This window comes from Bacillus sp. X1(2014), assembly GCF_007678255.1.
The window spans coordinates 160,402-182,770 of sequence record NZ_VEED01000006.1 but is presented as its reverse complement, the minus strand read 5'-3'; the positions used below and the strand labels follow the sequence as shown (position 1 = coordinate 182,770).

Sequence of the window (22,369 nt, the reverse complement as noted above, 5' to 3'; positions counted from 1 at the left end):
GGGCCTAGGAATGGATTATACACACTTTAAGAGAAAAATATATTTAGAAGATAAACCCCGAGCACAAGCTAGAGAAGAAATTCTTGCGGCTCAAAGCGTAACCCCTGAAAAGGAAGAAATCTTAACAATGGATGCATTAGGGCGTGTGACAGCTGAACCCATTTTTGCACGAGTTTCGATGCCCCATTACCATGCCAGTGCCATGGATGGAATTGCCGTCGTCGCAGAAAGCACCTATCAAGCCCATGAGCAAAATCCTCTCCGTCTCACGTTAGGCGGGCAATTTTGTTATGTTGATACAGGGAATGCCATTCCCGCACCGTTTAACGCGGTTATTATGATTGAACATGTCGATGTCATTGATGAGGAAACGATTGAAATCATTGAACCTGCTACCCCTTGGCAGCATATTCGTCCAATTGGTGAAGATGTGGTTCAAGAAGAAATGCTTTTTCCACAAGGTCATATCCTGCGGCCAGCGGATTTAGGTGTGCTATTAGCTGGACAGCAATCGGTCATCCCAGTCACCAAAAAACCAGTCGTGACAATTATTCCAACAGGGAATGAACTTGTGGAAGCCAATTCAGAGTTAGCCCCTGGAAAAATTATTGAATTCAATGGCACCGTGTTTGCGGGCTTCATTAAGGAATGGGGCGGAGAACCGAACCTTCATCCAATTGTGAAGGATGAACCGGAAAACATTAAAGCCGTTCTTTTAGATGCAGCTGAAGCGTCTGATATCATTGTTATTAATGCGGGCTCATCTGCGGGTTCCAAGGACTACACGGTTCACATTATTGATGAAATCGGCGAAGTCTTTACCCATGGGGTCGCCGCACGGCCAGGAAAACCTGTGATTTTAGGTAAAATAAATGGCAAGATTGTCGTTGGAGTTCCGGGCTATCCGGTCTCTGCCTATTTAGCGCTGGAGTGGTTTGTCAGACCGCTTATCTGTCAATACCTGCAAATTCCTGAGCCTAAAAGGCAGATCGTGACCGTTAAGTTAGGACGCCGGATTGTTTCTTCCATGGGTGCGGAAGATTTCGTGCGCATGAATATCGGCTATGTGAATGGACAATTCGTGGCCAATCCGCTCACCCGTGCGGCTGGCGTTACGATGTCTTATGTCAGAGCAGATGGCTTGTTAATCGTCCCGCCTAACATCATTGGTTATGAACAAGGCGATCTTGCTGAAGTTGAATTAATGCGGCCGCCTGAGGAAATTAAACATGCCATCGTGTTCAGCGGCAGCCATGATTTGACGATTGATTTGTTATCGTCACAGTTAAAACGGGCGCGGACAGACATGAAAATTGTCTCCTCCCATGTCGGCAGTATGGCCGGCATTATGGCGATTCGAAAAGGAGAAGCCCATGTAGCGGGGATTCATTTACTTGACCCTAGTACAAAGGAATACAATATCTCCTATGTAAGCAAACTATTAGCCAATCAAGATGTGATTCTTTATCCATTTTTGAAAAGAAAACAAGGCTGGATTCTGCCAAAAGGCAACCCGCTTGGAATTGAATCTGCCGCAGATCTAGCACGTACGAAGGCGAACTTCGTCAACCGCCAAAAAGGAGCGGGAACGCGGATCCTATTTGATCTTTTACTAGAAGAAGGGTGCCTGGCACCAGACGATATTAACGGGTATGACCGGGAAATGTTTTCGCATTTAGCAGTAGCAGCGGAAGTAAACGGGGATGCTCATGGGGCTGGTCTTGGTATTTATCCAGCCGCGAAGGCGATGGACCTTGACTTTTTGCCTGTTGCGGATGAGGAATATGATTTACTTATGACAAGAAGCTTTTATGAAAGTGAGAGCGGCCAGCTGCTAATTGGGATGATTCAATCGGCCAACTTTAAGGAGCAGGTTGAAAAAATTGGCGGGTACCAAGTGGTCGAAAATGCAGAGCCAAAGTGCTTAGGGTTAGAGGTGTAATCAGGATGATGTATGAAATCTCAAAAGAACCAATCGATATTCAAGCTGTCATAGATAAGGTTGTCCAGCGCAATGCCGGTGCGATTACCACATTTATCGGCACAGTTCGGGAATTAACCAAAGGTAAAAAAACATTATTTTTAATTTATGAAGCGTACGAAGCGATGGCGGTTAAGAAGTTGGCGCAAATCGGCGAAGAAATTGAAAAGCGCTGGGAGGGTGCTTGCGTGGCCATTACTCACCGCGTCGGCCGTTTAGACATTACCGATGTGGCCGTGGTCATTGCCGTCTCGACGCCGCACCGTGCCGACGCCTATGATGCCAACCGCTATGCGATTGAACGGATTAAAGAAATCGTCCCAATCTGGAAGAAAGAACACTGGGAGGAAGGCGAAGCGTGGATGGGAAATCAACTCGAAACGGTTGCCTATCCAAGCGGTAAGCCGGAGGAGAGTGACTTAAATGAATAGGGTATTGTTTTTTGCTCATTTACGTGACGCAGTTGGCGGTGCAGAGTTTCTTACTGTCGATGCCGGCGGAAAAACGGTGGCTGAATTAAAGGCAGAGTTAGCGGCAAAGTATGATTTGCCAAAGATGGACACAGTGATGACGGCCGTCAATGAAGAGTTTGCCTCGAACGATGAAGTGATCCAAGATGGGGATGAAATCGCCTTTATTCCGCCAGTAAGCGGGGGCTGATTGTCATGGATGAACGATATTCACGGCAGGTCCTCTTTTCGGGGATCGGCAAAGAAGGACAGGCAAAGATCCGCAGCAAGCATGTGCTGATTATCGGGGCAGGGGCCTTAGGGTCAGGGAGTGCCGAGGTGCTGACTCGTGCCGGTGTCGGCAAGATTACGATTATTGACCGTGATTATGTGGAAGCTAGCAACCTGCAGCGCCAGCAGCTTTATACGGAAGAAGATGTCGCTGAGAAGCTTCCCAAGGCTGCCGCGGCGGAAAAACGCCTGCGTGCGATTAACTCAGATGTGGAAGTAGTCTCGATTATTGGTGATGCTACCCCTGAGTTGTTGGAAGAGCTTGTTGTGGACGTTGATGTGATGATGGATGCGACTGATAACTTCGAAACGCGGATGGCCATGAATGATGTCTCGCAAAAATACAAGATTCCGTGGATTTACGGGGCCTGTGTCGGCAGCTTTGGGATGACGTTTTCAATGATTCCTGGGAAAACCCCGTGTTTGAATTGTTTGTTACGCTCTATTCCGCTCCAGGGGATGACCTGTGATACAGGAGGAATAATTTCTCCAGCTGTCCAAATGGTCATCGCTCATCAGACCGCGGAAGCGCTGAAGATGTTGGTGGAGGATTGGGATGCGGTCAGGACTTCCTTTGTCAGTTTTGATTTATGGAGAAATCAGTACACGAGCTTGAAGATGTCGAAAGCAAAGTTTACCGGGTGCTTATCATGCGGTGAGGAGCGGACCTATCCCTATCTCGATCAGGAAAATATGACGAAGACGACGGTACTGTGCGGTCGTGATACCGTGCAAATCCGCCCGTCGACGGCAGGGGAGATCTCGTTAGAACGCCTCGCCGGGCAGCTTAGTTCACTTGGGTATGCGGTAAAGGGCAACCCTTATTTGGTATCAGTTGAAATGGGCGAAGAGCGGATGGTAATTTTTCAAGACGGCCGCGCCCTTATTCACGGCACCAAGGATTTGACCCATGCCAAATCAGTTTACCAGCGGATTTTAGGATAATTTTAACCCGTACTGTCATTGGTGCGGGTTATTTTTTCAGCATTCGACTTGTTTCACGTGAAACATTGAAGATCATGTCGAAGTGTGAACTCATCTTGCGGGCTAATTTTTCGAAAAAAAGGCGATACTCATGTAGAATAGAAACGAGACTGAAATTAGAGGTGCCAGACAAGTGAATATATCTGTCCAAAAACTATTAGCGAAAATAGAAGAGGAATTGAAACTAGCGAAAAGCAGTACAAAGGAAGAAAGCATGCGAGAAAAAGTCTACTCTATTAAAACATTATGTGAGTTATTGCTAGATGAAACGCCAGCACGAAAAAGTGAGGCTCCGGCCGCTCCGGTGCAAGCGGTTCAGCCAGCTATCTCGTTCCAGGCCTATCAACAGCCTGTGATGAATCAACCCATCATTCAACAAGCACCAACAATACAGCAGCCAAAAAAACTTGATATGGAAGACGAAGCAAACGGGGATTCATTGTTTGATTTTTAATAAACAAAGCGAAAGCGCCAGTCTCAGCCCCGACAAAGCATAAGACAAGCACTTTGGAAGGGGCTTTTTGCCTTCTGAAGTGATTGGCTTGTGACCTCGATGGGCTTGGCGCTGCAGCTAGACTATAACATTAGGGGGAAAATGTAATATGAAAGCTTTTATCATAGTAGGTGCCATCAATGCCTTTATCGCAGTCGCACTTGGTGCCTTTGGGGCCCATGGATTAAAGGATAAACTAGATGCACACTATTTGGAAATTTGGAAAACAGGAGTTACTTACCAAATGTTCCACGCAATTGGGATTTTAATTGTTGGTCTGTTAATTGGTAAAATAGCTGCTGCCAGCCCACAATTCACTTGGTCGGGATGGTTAATGCTGGCGGGAATTTTTTTCTTCAGCGGAAGTTTGTATGTACTGAGCTTAACAAAGATAGGCATCCTAGGAGCAATCACACCAATTGGCGGAGTATGCTTCTTAGCCGCCTGGATCTTAATGATTGGCGGAGCAGTGAAACATCTATAAATGAAAGTTAGGCATCGGGGGAGAAACACCCGATGCCTTTTTTGTCCTTCAAAAAAATAACACCAATTGACGGTCAATTGGTGTTGGCTTCATAGGATTTATCTTGGCGGGAAAGTAGCCATAGGCGGCGCACTGCCATATGGATATTCATACTCAATTTCTTCAGAAAACTGAATATAATCAACGGCGACCATTGGAATCAGGTAACGAGTCCCGACTTGTGGGTCACTCAGGATGACATGGTCTCTTCCTGCCGCTTCAATGATCCCTTTAAATTCCTTCGCATTCCATTGATTATTGCCTTCGAAAGTAGCAAAAACACTGACCAATTTGCCTTTATTTAAGCGTAAAATATTTTCGATGTATGACTGTTCCATTGGCAGCATGCCTGGTACTTGCCCTGATGGTGCGCCAGCCGGAGCGCCAGTCACGCCTCCGCCCCCGGCACCTGCTGGTGGAAATTGCGGGAATCCTTGTGCACCTGGTGCGGGATAAAAGCTTTGCCCGCCCCCCGGCATCCCTTGAGCTCTCTGTTGTTGATCTGCCGCTCCAGTATAAGGCTGAAAGCCCTGTGGATTGTAGAATTGATTCATCCTTTTCCCTCCTAATAAGTGAATAAAACGAGTGGCACAACATCCTATTAATACTCCTTTTATCCCAAATTGGTTACAAATAGGAAAAATAATAGCCCTGGGATTAATGGAGTTCTTTCTAAGACTCGCTGTTTAAATAGTATGAGCACAAGGGGCGAAATATGACTAGCTAACAGGGGAGGAACAGCAAAAAAAGTCCCCAGCTGCAGCTGAGAACTTTAAAAAAATTTAAACATGTAGGAAACTAGCTACCCGTTCTTCTTCTAAGATGTTACCTACAAAGAATGAGCCAAACTCTCCATATTTAGCACTTACTTCATCAAAACGCATTTCGTAGACAAGCTTTTTAAACTGAAGGACATCATCCGCAAACAAGGTTACGCCCCACTCATAATCGTCAAAACCCACGGAACCGGTGATGATTTGCTTAACTTTTCCAGCGTATGTACGACCAATCATTCCGTGGCTGCGCATTAAAGCTTTACGTTCTTCCATCGGAAGCATGTACCAGTTATCGTTACCCTGGCGGCGCTTGTCCATTGGATAGAAGCAGACATGATTTGTTTTAGGAAGCGTTGGATAAAGCCTCGCTAAAATTTGTGGATTTTGGTATGGATCCTCACCTGCTGGTAAATAGTTGCTAAGCTCAACAACAGACACATAGGAATGGGCAGGCACGGTGAATTCAGCTAGTCTTGTTTTATTGAATTCGGTTTCAATTTGGTTCAGTTCTTCCATCGTTGGACGAAGAATCATCATCATGAAATCTGCTTTTTGACCAACAATTGTATATAAAGCATGACTGCCTTCTTTACTTTCCTGTGTGGTATTCCACTTCTCAACTAGACTTAAAAACTCGTGGATGGCGGCTTGGCGTTCATCACTAGGGAGCATTTTCCAAGTAGTCCAATCAACGGTCCGGAAATCATGGAGGCAATACCAGCCATCAAGCGTTACTGCTGCTTCACTCATTATAATCACTCCTAAATAATCATTCTTCTTATTTACAACCTATACTATAACATAGTTTGGCCCAGTGGCGCGCGAATAAACCTATCAAAGCAAATCAATGGATATTTTCCCTGGAAAAAGTAAATCATAAAAACTAGCGCGTAATTTTTTGAAAACATAAATTTTTTGTATGAAAACGTTATCAGTGAGTCTTATCATTGAAATTTAAAAAAGGTAAAGTATGCTAATTTATGTAGGTTGATTAAGGGAGGATTTAGTAGTGAGTGATTTATTTGAAGGATTAAAGCAAAAAATTTCTGGTCGTGAGTTGAAAATTGTTTTTCCAGAAGGATTAGATGAGCGGATTGTCCGTGCGGCAAGCCGTTTAGCGGAGGAAAAACTACTTACACCGATTTTAATTGGCAATATCGAGAAAGTACAGGCGAAAGCAGCAGAGCTTGGTGTTTCTTTAGATGAGGCAGAGATTTATGACCCAGCAAGCTATGCGGGCATGGACGAGCTTGTTTCAGCCTTTGTTGACCGCCGCAAAGGAAAAGCAACTGAAGAAGATGCACGCAAAATTTTACTTGATGAAAACTACTTTGGCACTATGCTTGTTTATTTAAATAAAGCACACGGTCTTGTCAGCGGTGCGGCCCACTCCACGGCAGATACAGTGCGCCCGGCATTACAGATCATTAAGACAAAAGAAGGCGTCAAGAAAACGTCCGGCGTATTTATCATGGTTCGTGAGGATGAAAAGTATGTGTTCGCCGATTGTGCGATTAATATCGCCCCAGATAGCAATGATTTAGCAGAAATTGCGATTGAAAGTGCGAAGACGGCTCACATGTTTGATATGGAACCGCGCATTGCGATGCTCAGCTTTTCCACAAAGGGTTCAGCGAAATCTCCTGAAACCGAGCGAGTGGCTGCGGCAGTTGCAGAAGCGAAGCGTCGTGACCCATCGCTTGTTTTAGACGGAGAATTCCAGTTTGATGCAGCTTTTGTCCCATCTGTGGCAAAAAGCAAGGCACCAGATTCTCCACTCCAAGGGGATGCGAATGTATTTATCTTCCCTAGTCTTGAAGCAGGAAACATCGGCTACAAAATTGCGCAGCGCTTAGGCGGCTTTGAAGCAGTTGGACCGATCTTACAGGGCTTAAACGCGCCGGTAAACGATTTATCACGCGGATGTAATGAAGAAGATGTCTATAAGCTGGCGTTAATTACGGCAGCACAAGGGTTATAAGAGTTTGTTTTTCAAAAGGGGCTGGTCCATGGTTATGGTGGATTGGCCTTTTTGGGTTAAATTCCTAAACTTTGTATAAATGTTCTGGGGTTTTGTAAAATTATCTTGTTTTTCGTAAATAAAGTATAATACTTTGTATAAAAACTACTGAACTTTGTAAAAAAACTATTAATTCAACTCAAGGAGCCACCGAAATGGAAGGATTACTGCACCAGCCGCAATGGCGAATTATCGATCAATCAGCGGCGGGCATTCATTTTCAAGCATTGCAGTCATTTGGAACCGATGACACCCTGTGTGCCTCTGTCGGATCGGGGCAGGCACCGGCCACAGCTAGGACATGGGTCCACCACAATACTATCGTTTTAGGCATTCAGGATACTAAATTGCCATTTTTACAAGAAGGTATTCAGTTTTTACAGGAGCAAGGCTATCAAGCGATTGTCAGAAACTCCGGCGGCCTCGCAGTTGTCCTCGATGAAGGCGTCCTTAATATCTCTTTAATTTTTCCTGAAGCGGAAAAAGGGATTGATATTAACCGTGGCTATGATGCAATGTGGCAGCTGATTCAAAACATGTTTGCCGATTTCCCGCATCAGATTGAGGCTCGGGAAATTGTCGGTTCTTATTGCCCGGGAAGTTACGATCTGAGCATTGCAGGGAAAAAGTTTGCTGGCATTTCGCAGCGCCGTCTTAAAAAAGGGGTTGCAGTCCAGATTTATCTCTGTGTGAATGGCAGTGGTGCGAAGCGGGCCGAATTGGTCAGGGAATTTTATAAACTAGCAAAACAGGATGCAGAAACGAAATTTGCATATCCAGAAATTGTCCCAGAAGTCATGGCCTCGCTTGCAGAGTTGCTCGGAACCGATCTTACCATCGCCGACGTGATGCTCCGTCTATTAAACCAGTTAAAGGATCATAGCGGGCTATTATATGCGGGTCCATTAAACGAGTATGAACTGGGATTATTTCCAGGTTATTATCAACGGGTCATTGACCGAAATGAAAAAATCAATGCCATGTAAAAAGCCGTAAATCCGACTTGAGCGGATTTACGGCTTTTTTTCAAAGAGATGTTGCGCTATTGCTCTTCTCCCCAATTCTATTAACGGTGTTTTCTATCTAGCTACAGAGCCCAACGGCTAGTGTACTTCGCCCTCCGCCCTACGATAAGTCAAGCACGAATGCGCTACGCTCTCCGTGTTTCCTTTATCTCAGTTGGAGTGCTCCAGTCCATACGCCGCTAAACGGGCTCTTCCGCTTTTATTTATTCAGCGACCTTTTCTAAATTTCCGTTTCGGTCCATTTTAAATTTCGTAGCTGGTCTTTCTTCTTCTTCAAATAGCACAAGCTTGCGGGCACGGTTCATGATCTTCATTAAGGTCTCGTAATCTTCTTGAATCGTTTCTGTATTCTGCTCAAGACCCTCGATTTTAGCAGCCATTTCTTCATTTAGGCGTCTTACTTCGGCCAACTCTCTTTTTAATCTTTCATTCTCACTTTTTAATGCTTCATTTTGCAGATTGGAATGATGAAAGTTTTGCAAGTAAGTAATAACGGAATCAAGCGAAAGCCCTGTGTTATTTGCCTGACGATAGGTTTGAACAGGTGTTTGAACCTGTGCTTGGGCATAAACTGGCGCTTGTGATGGTGTTGAAGCAGCAGGGGTTACATAAGTTTCCTCTGCCATCTCTGCCGTCATATCTGGCATGTCAAAGCTAGTTTCCAGCGGCATGTCAACTTGAGCTGGGATTGCATCAAACTCTGGTGCTCCAGTGAGCGGAGGGCTATATAACAGCTTTTTCTTGCCGCCTTGATCTTTTCCTAACACTCTTTGTCTTTGTTTTCGTTGCTTTTTCGCTAATTGCAGTGCTTTTTCGTAGCGGTGGCGAACGACGGCATTCCATCTGAATCCACACGCAGCAGACGTACGATTCAGTTTATCGCCTACCTCTTCAAAAGCGTTTAGCTGTGTACTTCCTTCTCTTACATGTCTAAGGACAGTTTCGGCTAAAAGCAAATCATTCTCATCTGTCCATGCGTCTTGACGAACTTTCATATGTTCAACTCCCTTTTATAGTTTTTGGATGAACCCGCCCGAGCTTCTTGACGAGTTTTTAAAAGTTCTAGTCTTAGGATGGACAAGTTTTTGAACCTTTATACCAAAATGGTTGCAAGGATAGTAGATTTTTTTAACGAGTTTAGTAAAGATTGCAACTTGCATTCGAATACAAGAAAATGTAAAATACCAGAGGAGTTAATCGGTTGTTTTAAGCTATCCAAGCTGGATAAACTATAGATATAGATTAGATTGTGACCAAAGAAAGGGTTGTCTTACATGTCCAATGAATTTCGCGTATGCGACGATTGTCAGGCCGTGAATTTAAAGACATTAATCCCTCGGTTAAAAGAACTGGATCCGGAGGCTGAAGTCAAAATCGGCTGCCAATCCTATTGCGGGCCTGGCCGAAAAAAAACCTTCGCCTTCGTCAATAACCGCCCCGTTGCCGCATTAACGGAAGAGGAATTAATGGAGAAAGTAAATAAAAAGATAAAATGATCACCTCAGTCGTATAAACTTAGGTGATTTTTTTCCCCCATCCATGTCGAAAAATCGTGTAGAATTTTGCTGAAAACAGGGTGGTTTTTGGGATATAATAGAAAATAACAAAGAAAAGGGCAAGATGCCCTTAAACGCCAGGAGCAAGTTTACGAGGGAGAGGGAAGTCTATGGCCTATTCGGCGGAAAAACTTAGTGAAGAAAAAGTCTTTAAAGACCCCGTCCATCGCTACGTCCATGTACGTGACCTGGCCATCTGGGATTTAATCGGTACGAAAGAATTTCAACGTTTGCGGCGCATCAAGCAGCTCGGAACGACGTTTTTAACCTTTCATGGCGCTGAGCACAGCCGCTTCAACCACTCTCTAGGTGTCTATGAAATTGTCCGCCGCATCATTGACGATGTGTTTGCGGGCAGACCAGAGTGGAATGATGACGATCGCCTGTTGACCCTATGTGCAGCGTTGCTTCACGACCTTGGCCATGGTCCGTTCTCCCATTCATTTGAAAAAGTGTTCGATTTTGACCATGAGGAGTTTACCCGGCAAATTATTTTAGGAAATACCGAAGTCAATAACGTGCTGTTGCGTGTTGGTCCAGATTTCCCTAAAAAAGTTGCCGAAGTGATCGCGAAAACATCGGAGAAAAAACTAGTAGTCAGCATGATTTCGAGTCAAATTGATGCCGACCGGATGGATTATTTACAGCGGGATGCCTACTTTACCGGCGTCAGCTATGGTCAATTTGATATGGAACGTATTTTGAGGGTAATGCGGCCGCGCGAAGACCAGGTGGTCATTAAAAAGAGCGGCATGCATGCAGTCGAAGATTATATTATGAGCCGTTACCAGATGTATTGGCAGGTCTATTTTCACCCGGTATCACGCAGTGCAGAGGTTATATTGACAAAAATTCTCCACCGCGCCAAGCAATTGTTTGAAGAAAACTATACTTTTAAATACGACCCCATCCATTTTACGTCGATTTTCAATGAAAAAGTAACTTTAGAAGACTATCTAAAATTAGATGAATCAGTGATTTTATACTATTTTCAAATTTGGCAGGAAGAGTCTGACCCTGTGTTAAGCGACCTCTGCCGTCGGTTTGTCAATCGCAATCTCTTTAAGTTTGCTGAATTTGACCCAGCGAAAGAATACAAAAAGCTCGCTGAATTAGGTTCATTATTCAAAAAGGCAGGATTGGACCCTGAGTATTACTTGGTGGTCGATTCCTCATCAGATTTGCCGTATGATTTCTATCGTCCCGGTGAGGAGGAGGAGCGGCTCCCGATTCATTTGTTGATGCATAATGGGGAATTGAAGGAACTTTCACGCGAATCGGAGATTGTTGATGCAATTTCAGGGAAAAGAAGGACCGACCATAAGCTCTATTACCCGGCTGATTTTATTCTTGACGATTCCACTAAAAAGAATGTCAAAAAGCAAATCCGCGCCCTTTTAGAGTTATAGAACGATTAGTGATTGGTGATTGGTGCCTGACACCCAAATGGAGTAGGAGATGACGAACGTTGTTAAATGATCATGCGAAACTGATGCAGGCGGTTATGGTTTCCGGTGAGATTATCGGCCGTAAGAAGCTGCAAAAGATGATATATATTGCGAAAAAGGTGGCATTTCCCTTTCAAGAGCGGTTCCAGTTTCATTTTTATGGCCCCTACTCAGAGGAGTTGACGTTACGGGTGGAGGAGCTTTGCAATATGGGCTTTCTCAATGAGGTGAAGGAGAAAAAGGGCGGCTATTTTCAATATCGCTATACATTGACGGAGCCGGGGAAAGAGTTTTTAAGTTTAAATGAAGTGGACATGCCGTTTTTGCAGGATTGCCTCGTTGATATGAATGAGCAGAATGCTAGATTCTTGGAATTGGTTTCAACGGTTTTATATTTTGATAATCTTTCAAAAGAAGAAGTGACGGATAAGGTGTTTACGTTAAAGGCAAGCCAGCGCTATACAGAGGCGGAAATCGATGAGGCCTACCAATATATCGAATCGTTAAAGGCGAAAACTCAATAATGTAGGGGGAAACACTGCTTGGACTAGCTGCGTGCGTGAAGGTTCAGGTGGTGTTTTTTTGTTCTTTTAAGGAGCTTTTTCCGAAGAACATTTTTTCTGTTGTTATGAGGGTTTTTGTCCATCGGAGGAGAACCGAAGGACATTTTTTCTGTTGTTCTGAGTGATTTTGTCCATCGGATAAGTTTCGAAGGACATTTTCACCGATGCCATGTGTGATTTTGTCCATCGGCACCTGTTCGAAAGGTATTTTACCTAGTTCCATGTGAACCGTTGTCCTTTTCATGGTAAGCCCTGTTGTATCCAGATAATCTGATAAATTAATACTCTTTTGAAAGCGGATTTGTTATGATTTGGATAATAAGGTAAAAATCATAACATTTAAGGGAGGCGCCCGCTATGACAGGAACGATAGCAGTCATTATGGTATTTGGCATTCCGATTACGGCCATTATAACTACCCATTTTCAGAAACAGTCAAAAATCAAGGCAGGTATGCTGAAGGATGAACTCGAGCTCGAAAAACTCAAACACATAAATTACTTAGCCGAAACCGAAAAAATGAAACTTGAACTTGAGAAACTAAAGATTGGAAGCCCAAAAGACGAGATTAAGTTTTTGTAGGAACTAAAAAGGTGTCAGATACCATGTGAAATTTTCACATGGTGCCTGACACCCAATCTGACTAGCTACAGCGCCTAGGGGCCCGCAGGTCTACAGCCAATCCGTCATGAAGGTTAAAGAGCAACCTTCACGCTGGCTCGTCTTATGCCTGTCGCCCCTGTGCAAGGCGCTTCCGTTTTTCTATTTACTGGTCGCTTTTTCGTACGCCGGCGATTCCTAGGTTGCTTTTGCTCATTTCTTCGATCATTACGTGGATGGCTTCTTTTGGTGCGCCTGTTGTTTCGCTGACTGCATCGGTTACTTTTGTAACTAGGTCACGCTTTTGCTCGTCGGTACGTCCTTCAAGCATTTTTACTGTCACATATGGCATGTTTTTTTCCTCCTCTGTTATATGTATGGTCAGTCAATAAGCCGCTAACGATTGCTAGGCTTTTCTATGTTAGTGTTCCATAATTTGACGAAAAGTGCAATAATCGATGACACTTTTGATTTTCTTTTTTTAAACGGTTTCATGTATACTAAAAGGAATATAGATAGATAGAAAACGGAGTTTGCGCACGGAGCTTGTTCTAAGTGTGACATCCGTTTGAGATGGAAGGAGATATGGTGTTGGAAAATTTTAATTTTCTTGCCTATCCGTTAAGCATGATTCCCTATTTGGCGATTACCCTAATGATTGCCTTTACGTTTCATGAATTTGCCCATGCGTTCGTTGCCTATAAATTTGGTGACATGACCGCACAAAAACAAGGCCGGTTGACGTTAAATCCGCTCAAACACCTTGATCCGATCGGCACGATCTTAATATTTATTGCCGGCTTCGGCTGGGCTCGTCCTGTACCAGTTAATCGCTTTTTCTTTAAAAAGCCCCGTCTAGCTGGAATTCTCGTTTCGGTTGCCGGGCCGCTCAGCAATCTGGTTTTAGCTTCACTCGGCTTTGTTATCGCGTTTGGGTTAAACCGTTTTGGTGCAGCCCCGCCTGAAAGTTTTTATGATTTTCTGGAAATCTTTATCCGGCTTAATATTGTTCTGTTTATCTTTAATCTGCTGCCATTCCCGCCGCTCGATGGATACCGGATTATTGAGGACTTAGCCCCCAATCATATACGGGCAAAAATGACGCAATATGAACAGTACGGCGGATTGATTTTTCTAATTTTAGTGTTTACCCCGCTTGATCGCTTTACGATCGAACCCATTTTCGCGGTTGTCCTTCCGTGGGTTTTGGATGGGTTAAGTCAATTCTTCAGAATGTTGTTTTTTTAGGAGGTTTTGAGTTTTCATGGAAGAAAATAAAAAGAAACTTGGATTTAATATTATCAAGAGTGATCCGACCGATGGCCATAAAGGCTATGGAAAAGGCGCTTTGAGTCTTGATAATGTGTCACCTGTCATTATTGATGTCGACGCTGGCGAAGCGGAGATCGATGTTGGCGCCATGCATGCCCGCAGTGTCGTGGAAAAGGGTATTAAATTTTTGAAAAATCAAGATGAGGTTCCGAACGGAAAACCGTATTGGCTTGTCTGGGTAACGATTGACCGCAACGAAGAAGGCCCATACTATGCGGGTGTGACGGCCTGCTTCATGACCGTTGACCGCGAAATCCGGCGCGGCTACAAATCCTTGCCTGAACACGTCAACCGCATGGATAAGTCGCTGAAGCGCCATATCATTGTCGATGATATGGATGTGAATTCGAAAAAGGTATTAGCGGAGTTCTTACGTAATCATAATGAAGTTTTGTGGAACAACTCAACAGATGAACTCAAGCAAGGATTATTGGAAAAGTAGGAAATTAATGCTTGTAATTTTTTTGAAAATTATAGTATCATATTGAGTGTAAAAACAATGTAATACTAGGACAAGAAAAGCTCCGGAATTTTCCGGAGCTTTTCTATTTCAATAAAGTATTCGGCTAAGTCCAAGGCATGATTTTCTTGTACCAAGGAACTTTCTTTGTGCTCTTATGTTTCTCTGGTAAGGCCTCATGATTGTCTAGATGTTCGGTGCAATATTCCGTTGGTTCGGTGCCGCTGACGAAATAGGTAAAGCGGCGCACCGGACAGTCCTTGGTTGCCAATTTGCCATTCTCCGGGTTGACATATACCCCTGTGACACCTTCCTTCGGCGCCTTAAATGCCTTGACGGGCTTGCCTTTTAGGGCTTCTTCCATAAAATTGGCCCAAATATTTTTCGCATACGTCTTTTCAGCAACCAATTCGATTGGTTTTCCCATGTCATAGCCAGCCCAGACGGCCGTCACAAGCTGTGGAGAGTAGCCAATCATCCAGCTGTCGGTTTCAGTTGAGCCTGATTTCCCTGCATAAGGCCGGGTAATATCGTTGATGACTGTGCTGCCTGTGACCTTCGCATATCCATTAAGCTTTGAATCGAAAATCCCTGTCAACATTTGCGTCATCACATACGCTTTAGCTGGGTCTAATACCCTTTCTGTTTCCTCTTCTTTTTCATAAATCACGTTGCCGTTGTAGTCTTCCACTCTCGTAATCAAGGTTGGACTAACCTTTTTTCCACCATTAGCAAATAAACTATAGGCATTCGCCATTTCGATAACGCGGACACCAGAAGTCCCCAATGCCAGGGACGGAACGTGAGCCATTTTTGAAGAAAGGCCGAATTTCTTCGCCGTTTCGATTAAGGTCTCTTCTCCTAAAAATAAATGCGTTTTGACAGCAAAAATATTATCGGAGACAGCAAGCGCCTGGGCGAGGGTGATTTCCCCATTGGCATACTTATTGTTAAAGTTATGCGGTGTATAGTCAGGCTGGCCATCATCAAAATGGAAAGTCGTAAACTCACTGCGCATCGTTGAAGATGGCGTAAAGCCTTGTTCAAGGGCTGCGTAGTATAGAAGCGGTTTAATCGTTGAACCAGGCTGCCTGATGGCCTGAACGGCACGGTTAAAGGAACTTTTTTCATAGTCCCGGCCGCCGACCATCGCTTTGACATAGCCGTTTTTCGGGTCCATCGCAACAAGACCGACTTGAATTTCTGATAGATTCGCTACATATTTATGAATTTGGCTTTCTGCTGCTTCCTGCTGCTTGCGGTTAAGCGTGGTGTAGACTTTTAAACCGCCGAGGGCAATCGTGCGGTCATCTAAATGCAATTGATTTTTCAAGGCATTTTTGACGGCATCCTGAAAATAAGGGGCGATCTTCACTTTTTGCGTATTGTGCGTGCCCACGATCGTCACAGGCTGCATAGCCGCATCGGTGGCGACCTTTTTACTGATGTAATGATTGGTCACCATGCTTTTCAAAATAATCGCTTGGCGGCTTTTCGCATGTTCCATCGAGGCCAGCGGAGAGTAGATACCCGGGCCCTTTGGAATTCCCGCCAGCATACTTGCTTCGGCAAGTGTTAGGTCGTTTGCTTTTTTTCCAAAATAATATTGGCTGGCTGCCTCTACCCCATAGGCACCGTTGCCATAATAAATCGTATTTAAATAGCCTTCAAGAATTTCTTTTTTGGAATAATTCATCTCGATGCGGATGGTATAAAAAGCCTCGTGCAGCTTCCGCGTCCAGGTTTTGTCGTGTTCAAGAAATAGATTTCGCGCGTACTGCTGGGTGATCGTGCTTGCGCCCTGTACCTTTGAGAAAGCTTGAACATCGGCTAACACCGCACCAGCAATCCGTTTGAAGTCAAAGCCATGGTGCTCGTAAAAATTTTTATCTTCAATGGAGATGGTCGCATGAACCAGATCCGGTGAAACATCCTTTAAATTGGTCCAATACCGTTTTTGTCCGCTATTACTCTCGCCAATCAGCTTTCCGTCGTCAGCGAAGAATAGCGTTGATTGCGGAACGGCGAGCGGTGGCGGCCCTAAAATTTTTGCATAGGCAAGAACCCCGAGGAAGAGTATAAGCATACAAACCATACCTATCAAACTGATGATTATAACTGCCCGTAAATATTTAATTGTCTTCCGAAACCCTTGATCAGTCATGATTTCCACGATGTTCACCACCCCTTTTTAAAAAAATAGATAGTAATAGTATTGAAAAAATAGAGTTTTTTTAAACATTTATTGGTGTATTTATTTAAATTTTGCTAGACTTTTTCTTGTGTTTGTAATTCAATGGTTTGGGTACTATAAAATTGAATGATTACGTGGTATGTATAAAACTGAGATCAGTTGAAAGGAAGCGGTAAGCATGTCAATTTGGTTTACAGAGAAACAAACCGAACATTTTGGAATCACGATGAGAGTAAATAAAACCTTACATACAGAACAAACTGAGTTTCAGAAACTAGATATGATTGAAACTGAAGAGTGGGGCAACATGCTTCTTTTAGATGACATGGTGATGACATCGGTCCGCGATGAGTTTGTATACCATGAAATGGTGGCGCATGTTCCGTTATTTACGCACCCGAATCCTGAGAATGTCCTAGTTGTCGGCGGCGGAGATGGCGGTGTCATTCGTGAAGTGTTAAAGCACCCAAGCGTGAAAAAAGCGACGCTTGTTGACATTGATGGCAAAGTAATTGAGTACTCAAAGAAATTTTTGCCGGAGATTGCAGGCATGCTCGATGACCCGCGTGTCGATGTCCAAGTGGACGACGGTTTTATGCATATTGCGAACAGTGATAATCAATATGATGTGATTATGGTGGATTCTACCGAGCCAGTCGGTCCTGCTGTAAACTTATTTACTAAAGGGTTCTATGCCGGAATTTCAAAGGCATTGAAAGAAGACGGCATCTTTGTGGCGCAGTCGGATAACCCGTGGTTCAAAGCGGATTTGATTCGTAACGTCCAACGCGATGTTCGTGAGATCTTCCCGATTACTCGTTTGTACGTTGCGAATATCCCAACGTATCCAAGCGGCTTGTGGGCATTCACGATCGGTTCAAAGAAATATGATCCATTAGAAGTAAGCGAAGACCGCTTCCATGAGATTGAAACAAAGTACTATACTAAAGAACTGCACAAAGCAGCATTCGTGCTGCCGAAGTTTGTTGGGGATTTGGTGAAGTAATTGGTGGTCTTGACGACCGAACTTGAGAAAAAAAGGGGTCTTAGTCGACAATAGGGCTTCTTGACGACTCAACTTGAGAAAAAAGAAGTCCTACGGTCGACAATAAATCATTTAAGGGACCGTAATAGGTACTAGATAGAGAGTGAGGGATACATAGATGCGTTTTGATGAGGCGTATTCAGGGAATGTGTTTATTAAGAGTCATCCGAATTTTGAGGAGAGTCAGGTTGTATTATACGGGATGCCGATGGATTGGACGGTTAGTTACCGCCCAGGTTCACGCTTTGGTCCGGCCCGCATCCGCGAGGTGTCGATCGGTTTAGAGGAGTACAGCGCCTACCTTGACCGCGAGTTAGAAGAGGTAAAATACTATGATGCTGGCGATATTCCGCTTCCATTTGGAAATCCGCAAAAGAGCATCGACATGATTGAAGACTTTGTTGATCAAATCCTTGCTGCCGGCAAGTTCCCGCTTGGCATGGGCGGTGAGCATCTTGTTTCGTGGCCGGTAATGAAAGCTATGTATAAAAAATATCCGGATTTAGCAATTATCCATTTTGATGCCCACACAGATTTGCGTGAGCACTATGAAGGAGAACCGTTATCGCACTCGACTCCAATCCGCAAGATAGCGGAACACATTGGGCCGAGCAATGTCTATTCATTCGGGATCCGTTCTGGAATGAAGGAAGAGTTCGAGTGGGCGAAGCAAAACGGAATGCATATTTCCAAATTTGAGGTGCTAGAGCCGTTAAAAGAAATCCTCCCGACTCTTGCTGGCCGTCCGGTCTATGTGACAATTGATATTGATGTCCTTGATCCAGCGCATGCACCGGGTACAGGTACGGTGGATTGCGGCGGTATCACTTCAAAAGAGCTGCTTGCTTCTATTCATGCGATTGCCCGTTCCGAAGTGAACGTAGTCGGCGGTGACCTTGTTGAGGTAGCGCCAATTTATGATCCTTCCGAGCAAACAGCGAACACCGCTAGTAAATTAATCCGTGAAATGCTTCTTGGCTGGGTGAAATAATTAGAAAAGCGGAAGCGCCTGGAGCTAGACAATTCTAAATTTTAGTGCCTGACACTTTTATGGTCAGGCATTTTTTGATTTGTTCACCAGCAATGTTTATAATAGAAAAAGTATGCATTAAAGTAGAAACGTCAATTACTAGGACTAGAACCATTCCAAAGAATGAAACTGAGTTCCTTTTTAAAAAAGAAAAAAGGGAAGTGCCATTAGGTTTGTCTACGACTGAAATTCCGATGAAAATTAATGTAAAAACAACGATTCATCAGCAAGGCGGCAAGGAAGTTTACGAGCTGGCGGTGTTTGGCCGCTATCTTGAAAAAGATGGTGCTTCGTTTCTTAAGTATGAAGAGGTGCAGGATGAGGGCACCGTTCGGACGATTGTCAAGGTGGCTGGTGATGAGGCGCTGATTTTGCGCGGTGGTGCGGTGAAGATGCGCTTGCCGTTTCGTTTGCACAAGAAGCTCCGCGGCAGTTATGAAATGCCGTTTGGGTCCTTTGAGACGATCACGCTGGCCAAACGGATCGAGCATACTGCTGGTTTGATTGACATTCTTTATGATTTTTCAATGCAGGGCTCACCTGCTGGTACATACCATTTGGAAATTACCTTTCAGGAGGATAACAATGAACATAGTTGAACAAGTGCAAAGTAAGTTAAAAGAAGAGATTCGGGCGGCAGTGCTGAAGGCTGAACTGGCGGCGGAGGAGCAGATTCTCGATGTGGTTCTGGAAACACCGAAGGAGAAGGCGCACGGCGATTATGCCACAAATATGGCGATGCAGCTGGCTCGGGTCGCGAAAAAGGCGCCGCGGGTGATCGCGGAAGCGCTGGTTGCGAATATTGACCGTTCCAAAGCTTCGATTGAAAAAATTGAGATCGCGGGGCCAGGATTTATTAATTTTTATATGAATAATAGTTATTTAACCGAGCTGATTCCGACGGTACTGAATGCTGGGGAAAAGTACGGGGAGACCACAGTTGGCGGCGGCCAAAAGATTCAGGTCGAGTTTGTATCGGCGAATCCTACGGGTGACTTGCACCTTGGACATGCCCGCGGTGCGGCGGTGGGTGACTCGCTTTGCAATATTTTAGCGAAGGCGGGCTTTGATGTTTCGCGTGAGTATTATATTAATGATGCGGGTAATCAGATTAATAATCTTGCATTGTCGGTGGAGGCGCGTTATTTTCAGGCACTAGGTTTGGAAAAAGAGATGCCGGAGGGCGGCTACCATGGTGCGGACATTATTGGCATTGGGAAAACCATGGCAGAGGAGTTTGGGGACAAGTATGTGCATGTGTCCGAAGACGAGCGCCAAGAGTTTTTCCGTGAGTACGGCCTGAAATATGAAATGGCGAAGCTGAAGCAGGATCTAGAGGATTTCCGTGTTGGCTTTGATGTTTGGTACTCGGAGACTTCGCTTTATAAGAATGGAAAAATTGATGAGGCTTTGGCTGCGCTGCGTGCGAGCGGTTATGTGTATGAGGAAGACGGTGCGACGTGGCTCCGTTCGACGGAATTTGGCGATGACAAGGACCGGGTGTTGATTAAGCAAGATGGTTCATATACGTATTTAACACCGGATATCGCATATCACAAGGACAAGTTGGACCGCGGTTTTGAAAAGTTGATTAACATTTGGGGTGCGGATCATCACGGCTATATTCCGCGGATGAAGGCAGCACTTCAGGCGTTAGGTTATGACCGTGAAACTCTAGAGGTGGAAATTATACAGCTCGTTCATCTTTATAAAAATGGCGAGAAAATGAAGATGAGTAAGCGGACCGGTAAAGCGGTAACGATGCGTGATTTGGTCGATGAGGTCGGCCTCGATGCGACACGTTATTTCTTTGCGATGCGCAGTTCGGATACGCATATGGATTTTGACTTGGATTTAGCGGTATCGGAGTCGAATGAGAATCCAGTTTATTATGCCCACTATGCCCATGCGCGGATTTCTAGTATCTTGCGTTCTGGAGACGAGCAGGGTGTTCAAGTATCAGCGGATGCTGATTTTTCATTGGTAACGTCGGAGAAGGAAATGGATTTATTGAAGAAGATTGGGGAGTTCCCGGCAGCTGTAGGAGAGGCCGCAATAAAGCGTGTCCCACACCGGATTACGAACTATATCGTAGAATTGGCGTCGACATTCCACAGTTTTTATAATGCAGAAAAGGTGCTTGACCTTGATCATGTCGAGCGCACTAAGGCCCGCCTCGGGTTGGTGCGGTCTGTGCAAATTACGCTCCGCAATGCGCTGGCGTTGATTGGGGTTTCCGCTCCGGAAAAAATGTAATGGTTGATGGCTCTCTTACTTCGGTAAGGGGGCTTTTTTTATGGGCTTGTCCATATAAATGAATAGTAACTAAATAATGGCAAATACTAATAGGGACATTAAAGCTAGGAGTGGATGAAACCGATGAATGTGGGACGAGCTAAGGAAATTGTTGAATCTGCCGAAATGATTCATGTTACCTACGAAGGAACGCCAGTGATTATTCAACATGTGGATGAGGCAGCAAAAGTAGCGAGAATTTATTCAAGGAATGACCCGGATAATGAGCGTGATGTTCCGGTCTTAAATTTAATTGAGGAATAGTGAAGAGTCTTCGAGAGGGTTCGAAGACTCTTTTTTTTACAAGGCTTATTTATTTAACCTCCACCGTACCGCCGCTAATCCGCTTATAACCCCTAAGCTTGCTTAGATCTTCAATTAATTTCAGTGCCGCTTGATCCTTTGCTTTGGCCTCGATCATAAAATCAACATCAGCCCCGATTTCGCGCACCATTTTCAAAAACGGCATGATAAATTCCGGATCAACAAAATCAGCATGGGAGCGGAACTCCTTCTCGTTTTTAGGAGAGGAAATATGGACCTTCGGAATGAGATGCGGCCTATGCTCCCAAGTTCGGAATATCCGCGGCAGCAGTTCCTCGAGCGCTGTCTCGGACAAGTTGGCCATATGGTGGTGATAGTCGAACACAAGCGGAATTGATTCCTTTTCACAGGCTGCTAACGTTTCTTCAGCGTTGTACGTTTTATCGTCATTTTCCAATGTCATCACCTTTTTAATAGGCGCGGGCAGTGTCGTTAAATTTTGATGAAATCGCGGTAGAGTTTTTTGTTTATCACCATAGGCACCACCAATATGGATATTAATCAGCCCTTCCTGCTCGAGCCCCATCGCTTCAAACATACGATAATGGTATTGCATATCAACCACGGCGTTTTCGGTAATCTTTGTTTGCGGTGAGGTGAACAAGGTGAATTGATTCGGGTGAAAACTGACCCTTAATTTCTTTTTTTTCACCAGCTCGCCAATCTCTAGCCATTCCGTACGAAAAGGAGTCACAAAGTCCCAATTCACCTCCGGATGGGTTGCGAGCGGAACAATCGAACTGGACATCCTATAGAGTTCAAGTTCGTGAGCAAGATTGTAGTAGAGCATACGCAGGGTATGATTCAAATTCTGCTTCGTCACCTCAAGCAGCTTTTCCACACGCTCTTCAGGGCTTAGCTGCTGATACCGAGTAAACGTCAGCGCCTTCGCCGGCGAAGCATCCCACAAACTAATCGCATGTGAAACATAACCAAACCGAATCTTCATGACAATAACTCCTTAGGTGCTTTTTTAAATT

25 protein-coding genes are annotated in these 22,369 nt (G+C 44.5%); 19 read left to right on the top strand and 6 right to left on the bottom strand.

Features of this window, described 5'->3' with window-relative positions; all coding sequences use genetic code 11:
• Positions 1-10: 10 nt before the first annotated feature.
• The 6 genes from FS608_RS14000 to FS608_RS13975 all read left to right on the top strand — a co-directional run bounded on the left by FS608_RS14000 (position 11) and on the right by FS608_RS13975 (position 4,682).
• On the top strand, positions 11-1,942 hold the full coding sequence (locus FS608_RS14000) for a molybdopterin biosynthesis protein (RefSeq protein WP_144551786.1): 1,932 nt from the start codon (positions 11-13) through the stop codon (positions 1,940-1,942).
• A 5-nt stretch (positions 1,943-1,947) separates the two neighbouring features.
• Positions 1,948-2,412, top strand: coding sequence for a molybdenum cofactor biosynthesis protein MoaE (locus FS608_RS13995; protein WP_144552156.1), 465 nt, complete (start codon positions 1,948-1,950; stop codon positions 2,410-2,412).
• Positions 2,405-2,641 (top strand): molybdopterin converting factor subunit 1, encoded by a 237-nt coding sequence (gene moaD / locus FS608_RS13990; RefSeq protein WP_144551783.1) that lies wholly within the window; start codon positions 2,405-2,407, stop codon positions 2,639-2,641. The genes FS608_RS13995 and moaD overlap by 8 nt, the downstream gene beginning before the upstream one ends.
• A 5-nt stretch (positions 2,642-2,646) precedes the next feature.
• On the top strand, positions 2,647-3,666 hold the full coding sequence (locus tag FS608_RS13985; protein ID WP_144551780.1) for a thiazole biosynthesis adenylyltransferase ThiF: 1,020 nt from the start codon (positions 2,647-2,649) through the stop codon (positions 3,664-3,666).
• Positions 3,667-3,838: 172 nt separating this feature from the next.
• Complete coding sequence (locus tag FS608_RS13980) at positions 3,839-4,159, top strand: YwdI family protein (protein WP_144551777.1); 321 nt, start codon at positions 3,839-3,841, stop codon at positions 4,157-4,159.
• A gap of 148 nt (positions 4,160-4,307) precedes the next feature.
• Entirely contained in the window at positions 4,308-4,682 is a 375-nt protein-coding gene (locus tag FS608_RS13975; RefSeq protein ID WP_144551774.1) for a DUF423 domain-containing protein, read from the top strand.
• A 98-nt stretch (positions 4,683-4,780) separates the two neighbouring features.
• Here FS608_RS13975 and gerQ read toward each other — a convergent pair whose 3' ends face one another.
• The gene (gerQ, locus tag FS608_RS13970) at positions 4,781-5,275 is read right to left on the bottom strand and encodes a spore coat protein GerQ (RefSeq protein ID WP_144551771.1); all 495 of its coding nucleotides are present in this window, start codon (positions 5,273-5,275) and stop codon (positions 4,781-4,783) included.
• A 228-nt stretch (positions 5,276-5,503) separates the two neighbouring features.
• The gene (gene hemQ / locus FS608_RS13965) at positions 5,504-6,247 is read right to left on the bottom strand and encodes a hydrogen peroxide-dependent heme synthase (RefSeq protein WP_144551768.1); all 744 of its coding nucleotides are present in this window, start codon (positions 6,245-6,247) and stop codon (positions 5,504-5,506) included.
• A gap of 259 nt (positions 6,248-6,506) precedes the next feature.
• Between hemQ and pta the strand changes: the two genes are divergently transcribed.
• Both pta and lipL read left to right on the top strand, forming a co-directional pair.
• A complete protein-coding gene (pta, locus tag FS608_RS13960; RefSeq protein WP_144551765.1) occupies positions 6,507-7,478 on the top strand; it encodes a phosphate acetyltransferase in 972 nt (323 codons plus the stop codon).
• A 194-nt stretch (positions 7,479-7,672) separates the two neighbouring features.
• Positions 7,673-8,503, top strand: coding sequence for an octanoyl-[GcvH]:protein N-octanoyltransferase (gene lipL / locus FS608_RS13955; protein ID WP_144551762.1), 831 nt, complete (start codon positions 7,673-7,675; stop codon positions 8,501-8,503).
• 242 nt (positions 8,504-8,745) lie between these two features.
• Here the strand turns inward: lipL and FS608_RS13950 are convergent, their stop codons facing one another.
• Positions 8,746-9,537 carry an RsfA family transcriptional regulator gene (locus FS608_RS13950; RefSeq protein ID WP_144551756.1) on the bottom strand — a complete coding sequence of 264 codons (792 nt, stop codon included), beginning with the start codon at positions 9,535-9,537 and terminating at the stop codon, positions 8,746-8,748.
• 279 nt (positions 9,538-9,816) lie between these two features.
• Here FS608_RS13950 and FS608_RS13945 point away from each other — a divergent pair, with 279 nt between their 5' ends.
• From FS608_RS13945 to FS608_RS13930, 4 genes are all read left to right on the top strand, one after another.
• Positions 9,817-10,038, top strand: coding sequence for a YuzB family protein (locus tag FS608_RS13945; RefSeq protein WP_144551753.1), 222 nt, complete (start codon positions 9,817-9,819; stop codon positions 10,036-10,038).
• Between the two features lie 170 nt (positions 10,039-10,208).
• Positions 10,209-11,507 carry an HD domain-containing protein gene (locus FS608_RS13940; RefSeq protein WP_144551750.1) on the top strand — a complete coding sequence of 433 codons (1,299 nt, stop codon included), beginning with the start codon at positions 10,209-10,211 and terminating at the stop codon, positions 11,505-11,507.
• A gap of 59 nt (positions 11,508-11,566) precedes the next feature.
• The gene (locus FS608_RS13935) at positions 11,567-12,070 is read left to right on the top strand and encodes a YwgA family protein (RefSeq protein ID WP_144551746.1); all 504 of its coding nucleotides are present in this window, start codon (positions 11,567-11,569) and stop codon (positions 12,068-12,070) included.
• 396 nt (positions 12,071-12,466) lie between these two features.
• Positions 12,467-12,691, top strand: coding sequence for a hypothetical protein (locus FS608_RS13930; protein ID WP_026568171.1), 225 nt, complete (start codon positions 12,467-12,469; stop codon positions 12,689-12,691).
• Positions 12,692-12,875: 184 nt separating this feature from the next.
• Here the strand turns inward: FS608_RS13930 and FS608_RS13925 are convergent, their stop codons facing one another.
• The gene (locus FS608_RS13925; RefSeq protein WP_144551743.1) at positions 12,876-13,061 is read right to left on the bottom strand and encodes a 2-hydroxymuconate tautomerase; all 186 of its coding nucleotides are present in this window, start codon (positions 13,059-13,061) and stop codon (positions 12,876-12,878) included.
• Positions 13,062-13,294: 233 nt separating this feature from the next.
• Here FS608_RS13925 and FS608_RS13920 point away from each other — a divergent pair, with 233 nt between their 5' ends.
• Together FS608_RS13920 and FS608_RS13915 are read left to right on the top strand one after the other, a co-directional pair.
• The gene (locus FS608_RS13920; RefSeq protein ID WP_144552153.1) at positions 13,295-13,957 is read left to right on the top strand and encodes a site-2 protease family protein; all 663 of its coding nucleotides are present in this window, start codon (positions 13,295-13,297) and stop codon (positions 13,955-13,957) included.
• Positions 13,958-13,973: 16 nt separating this feature from the next.
• Positions 13,974-14,483 carry a YwhD family protein gene (locus tag FS608_RS13915; protein ID WP_144551740.1) on the top strand — a complete coding sequence of 170 codons (510 nt, stop codon included), beginning with the start codon at positions 13,974-13,976 and terminating at the stop codon, positions 14,481-14,483.
• Between the two features lie 124 nt (positions 14,484-14,607).
• On the opposite strand, the gene FS608_RS13910 is transcribed toward FS608_RS13915, so the two are convergent.
• Positions 14,608-16,674: a transglycosylase domain-containing protein gene (locus FS608_RS13910; protein WP_144551738.1), complete on the bottom strand. Its 2,067-nt coding sequence runs from the start codon at positions 16,672-16,674 to the stop codon at positions 14,608-14,610.
• A 199-nt stretch (positions 16,675-16,873) separates the two neighbouring features.
• Between FS608_RS13910 and speE the strand changes: the two genes are divergently transcribed.
• From speE to FS608_RS13885, 5 genes are all read left to right on the top strand, one after another.
• A complete protein-coding gene (gene speE, locus FS608_RS13905) occupies positions 16,874-17,701 on the top strand; it encodes a spermidine synthase (RefSeq protein WP_098571562.1) in 828 nt (275 codons plus the stop codon).
• 157 nt (positions 17,702-17,858) lie between these two features.
• Positions 17,859-18,731: an agmatinase gene (gene speB / locus FS608_RS13900; protein WP_144551735.1), complete on the top strand. Its 873-nt coding sequence runs from the start codon at positions 17,859-17,861 to the stop codon at positions 18,729-18,731.
• 92 nt (positions 18,732-18,823) lie between these two features.
• Positions 18,824-19,369 (top strand): YwiB family protein, encoded by a 546-nt coding sequence (locus FS608_RS13895; protein WP_144551732.1) that lies wholly within the window; start codon positions 18,824-18,826, stop codon positions 19,367-19,369.
• Complete coding sequence (gene argS, locus FS608_RS13890) at positions 19,356-21,026, top strand: arginine--tRNA ligase (protein ID WP_144551729.1); 1,671 nt, start codon at positions 19,356-19,358, stop codon at positions 21,024-21,026. The genes FS608_RS13895 and argS overlap by 14 nt, the downstream gene beginning before the upstream one ends.
• Before the next feature lie 114 nt (positions 21,027-21,140).
• Positions 21,141-21,329 carry an H-type small acid-soluble spore protein gene (locus FS608_RS13885; RefSeq protein WP_395947778.1) on the top strand — a complete coding sequence of 63 codons (189 nt, stop codon included), beginning with the start codon at positions 21,141-21,143 and terminating at the stop codon, positions 21,327-21,329.
• Between the two features lie 49 nt (positions 21,330-21,378).
• Here the strand turns inward: FS608_RS13885 and uvsE are convergent, their stop codons facing one another.
• A complete protein-coding gene (uvsE, locus tag FS608_RS13880; protein ID WP_144551723.1) occupies positions 21,379-22,338 on the bottom strand; it encodes a UV DNA damage repair endonuclease UvsE in 960 nt (319 codons plus the stop codon).
• Positions 22,339-22,369 lie beyond the last annotated feature (31 nt).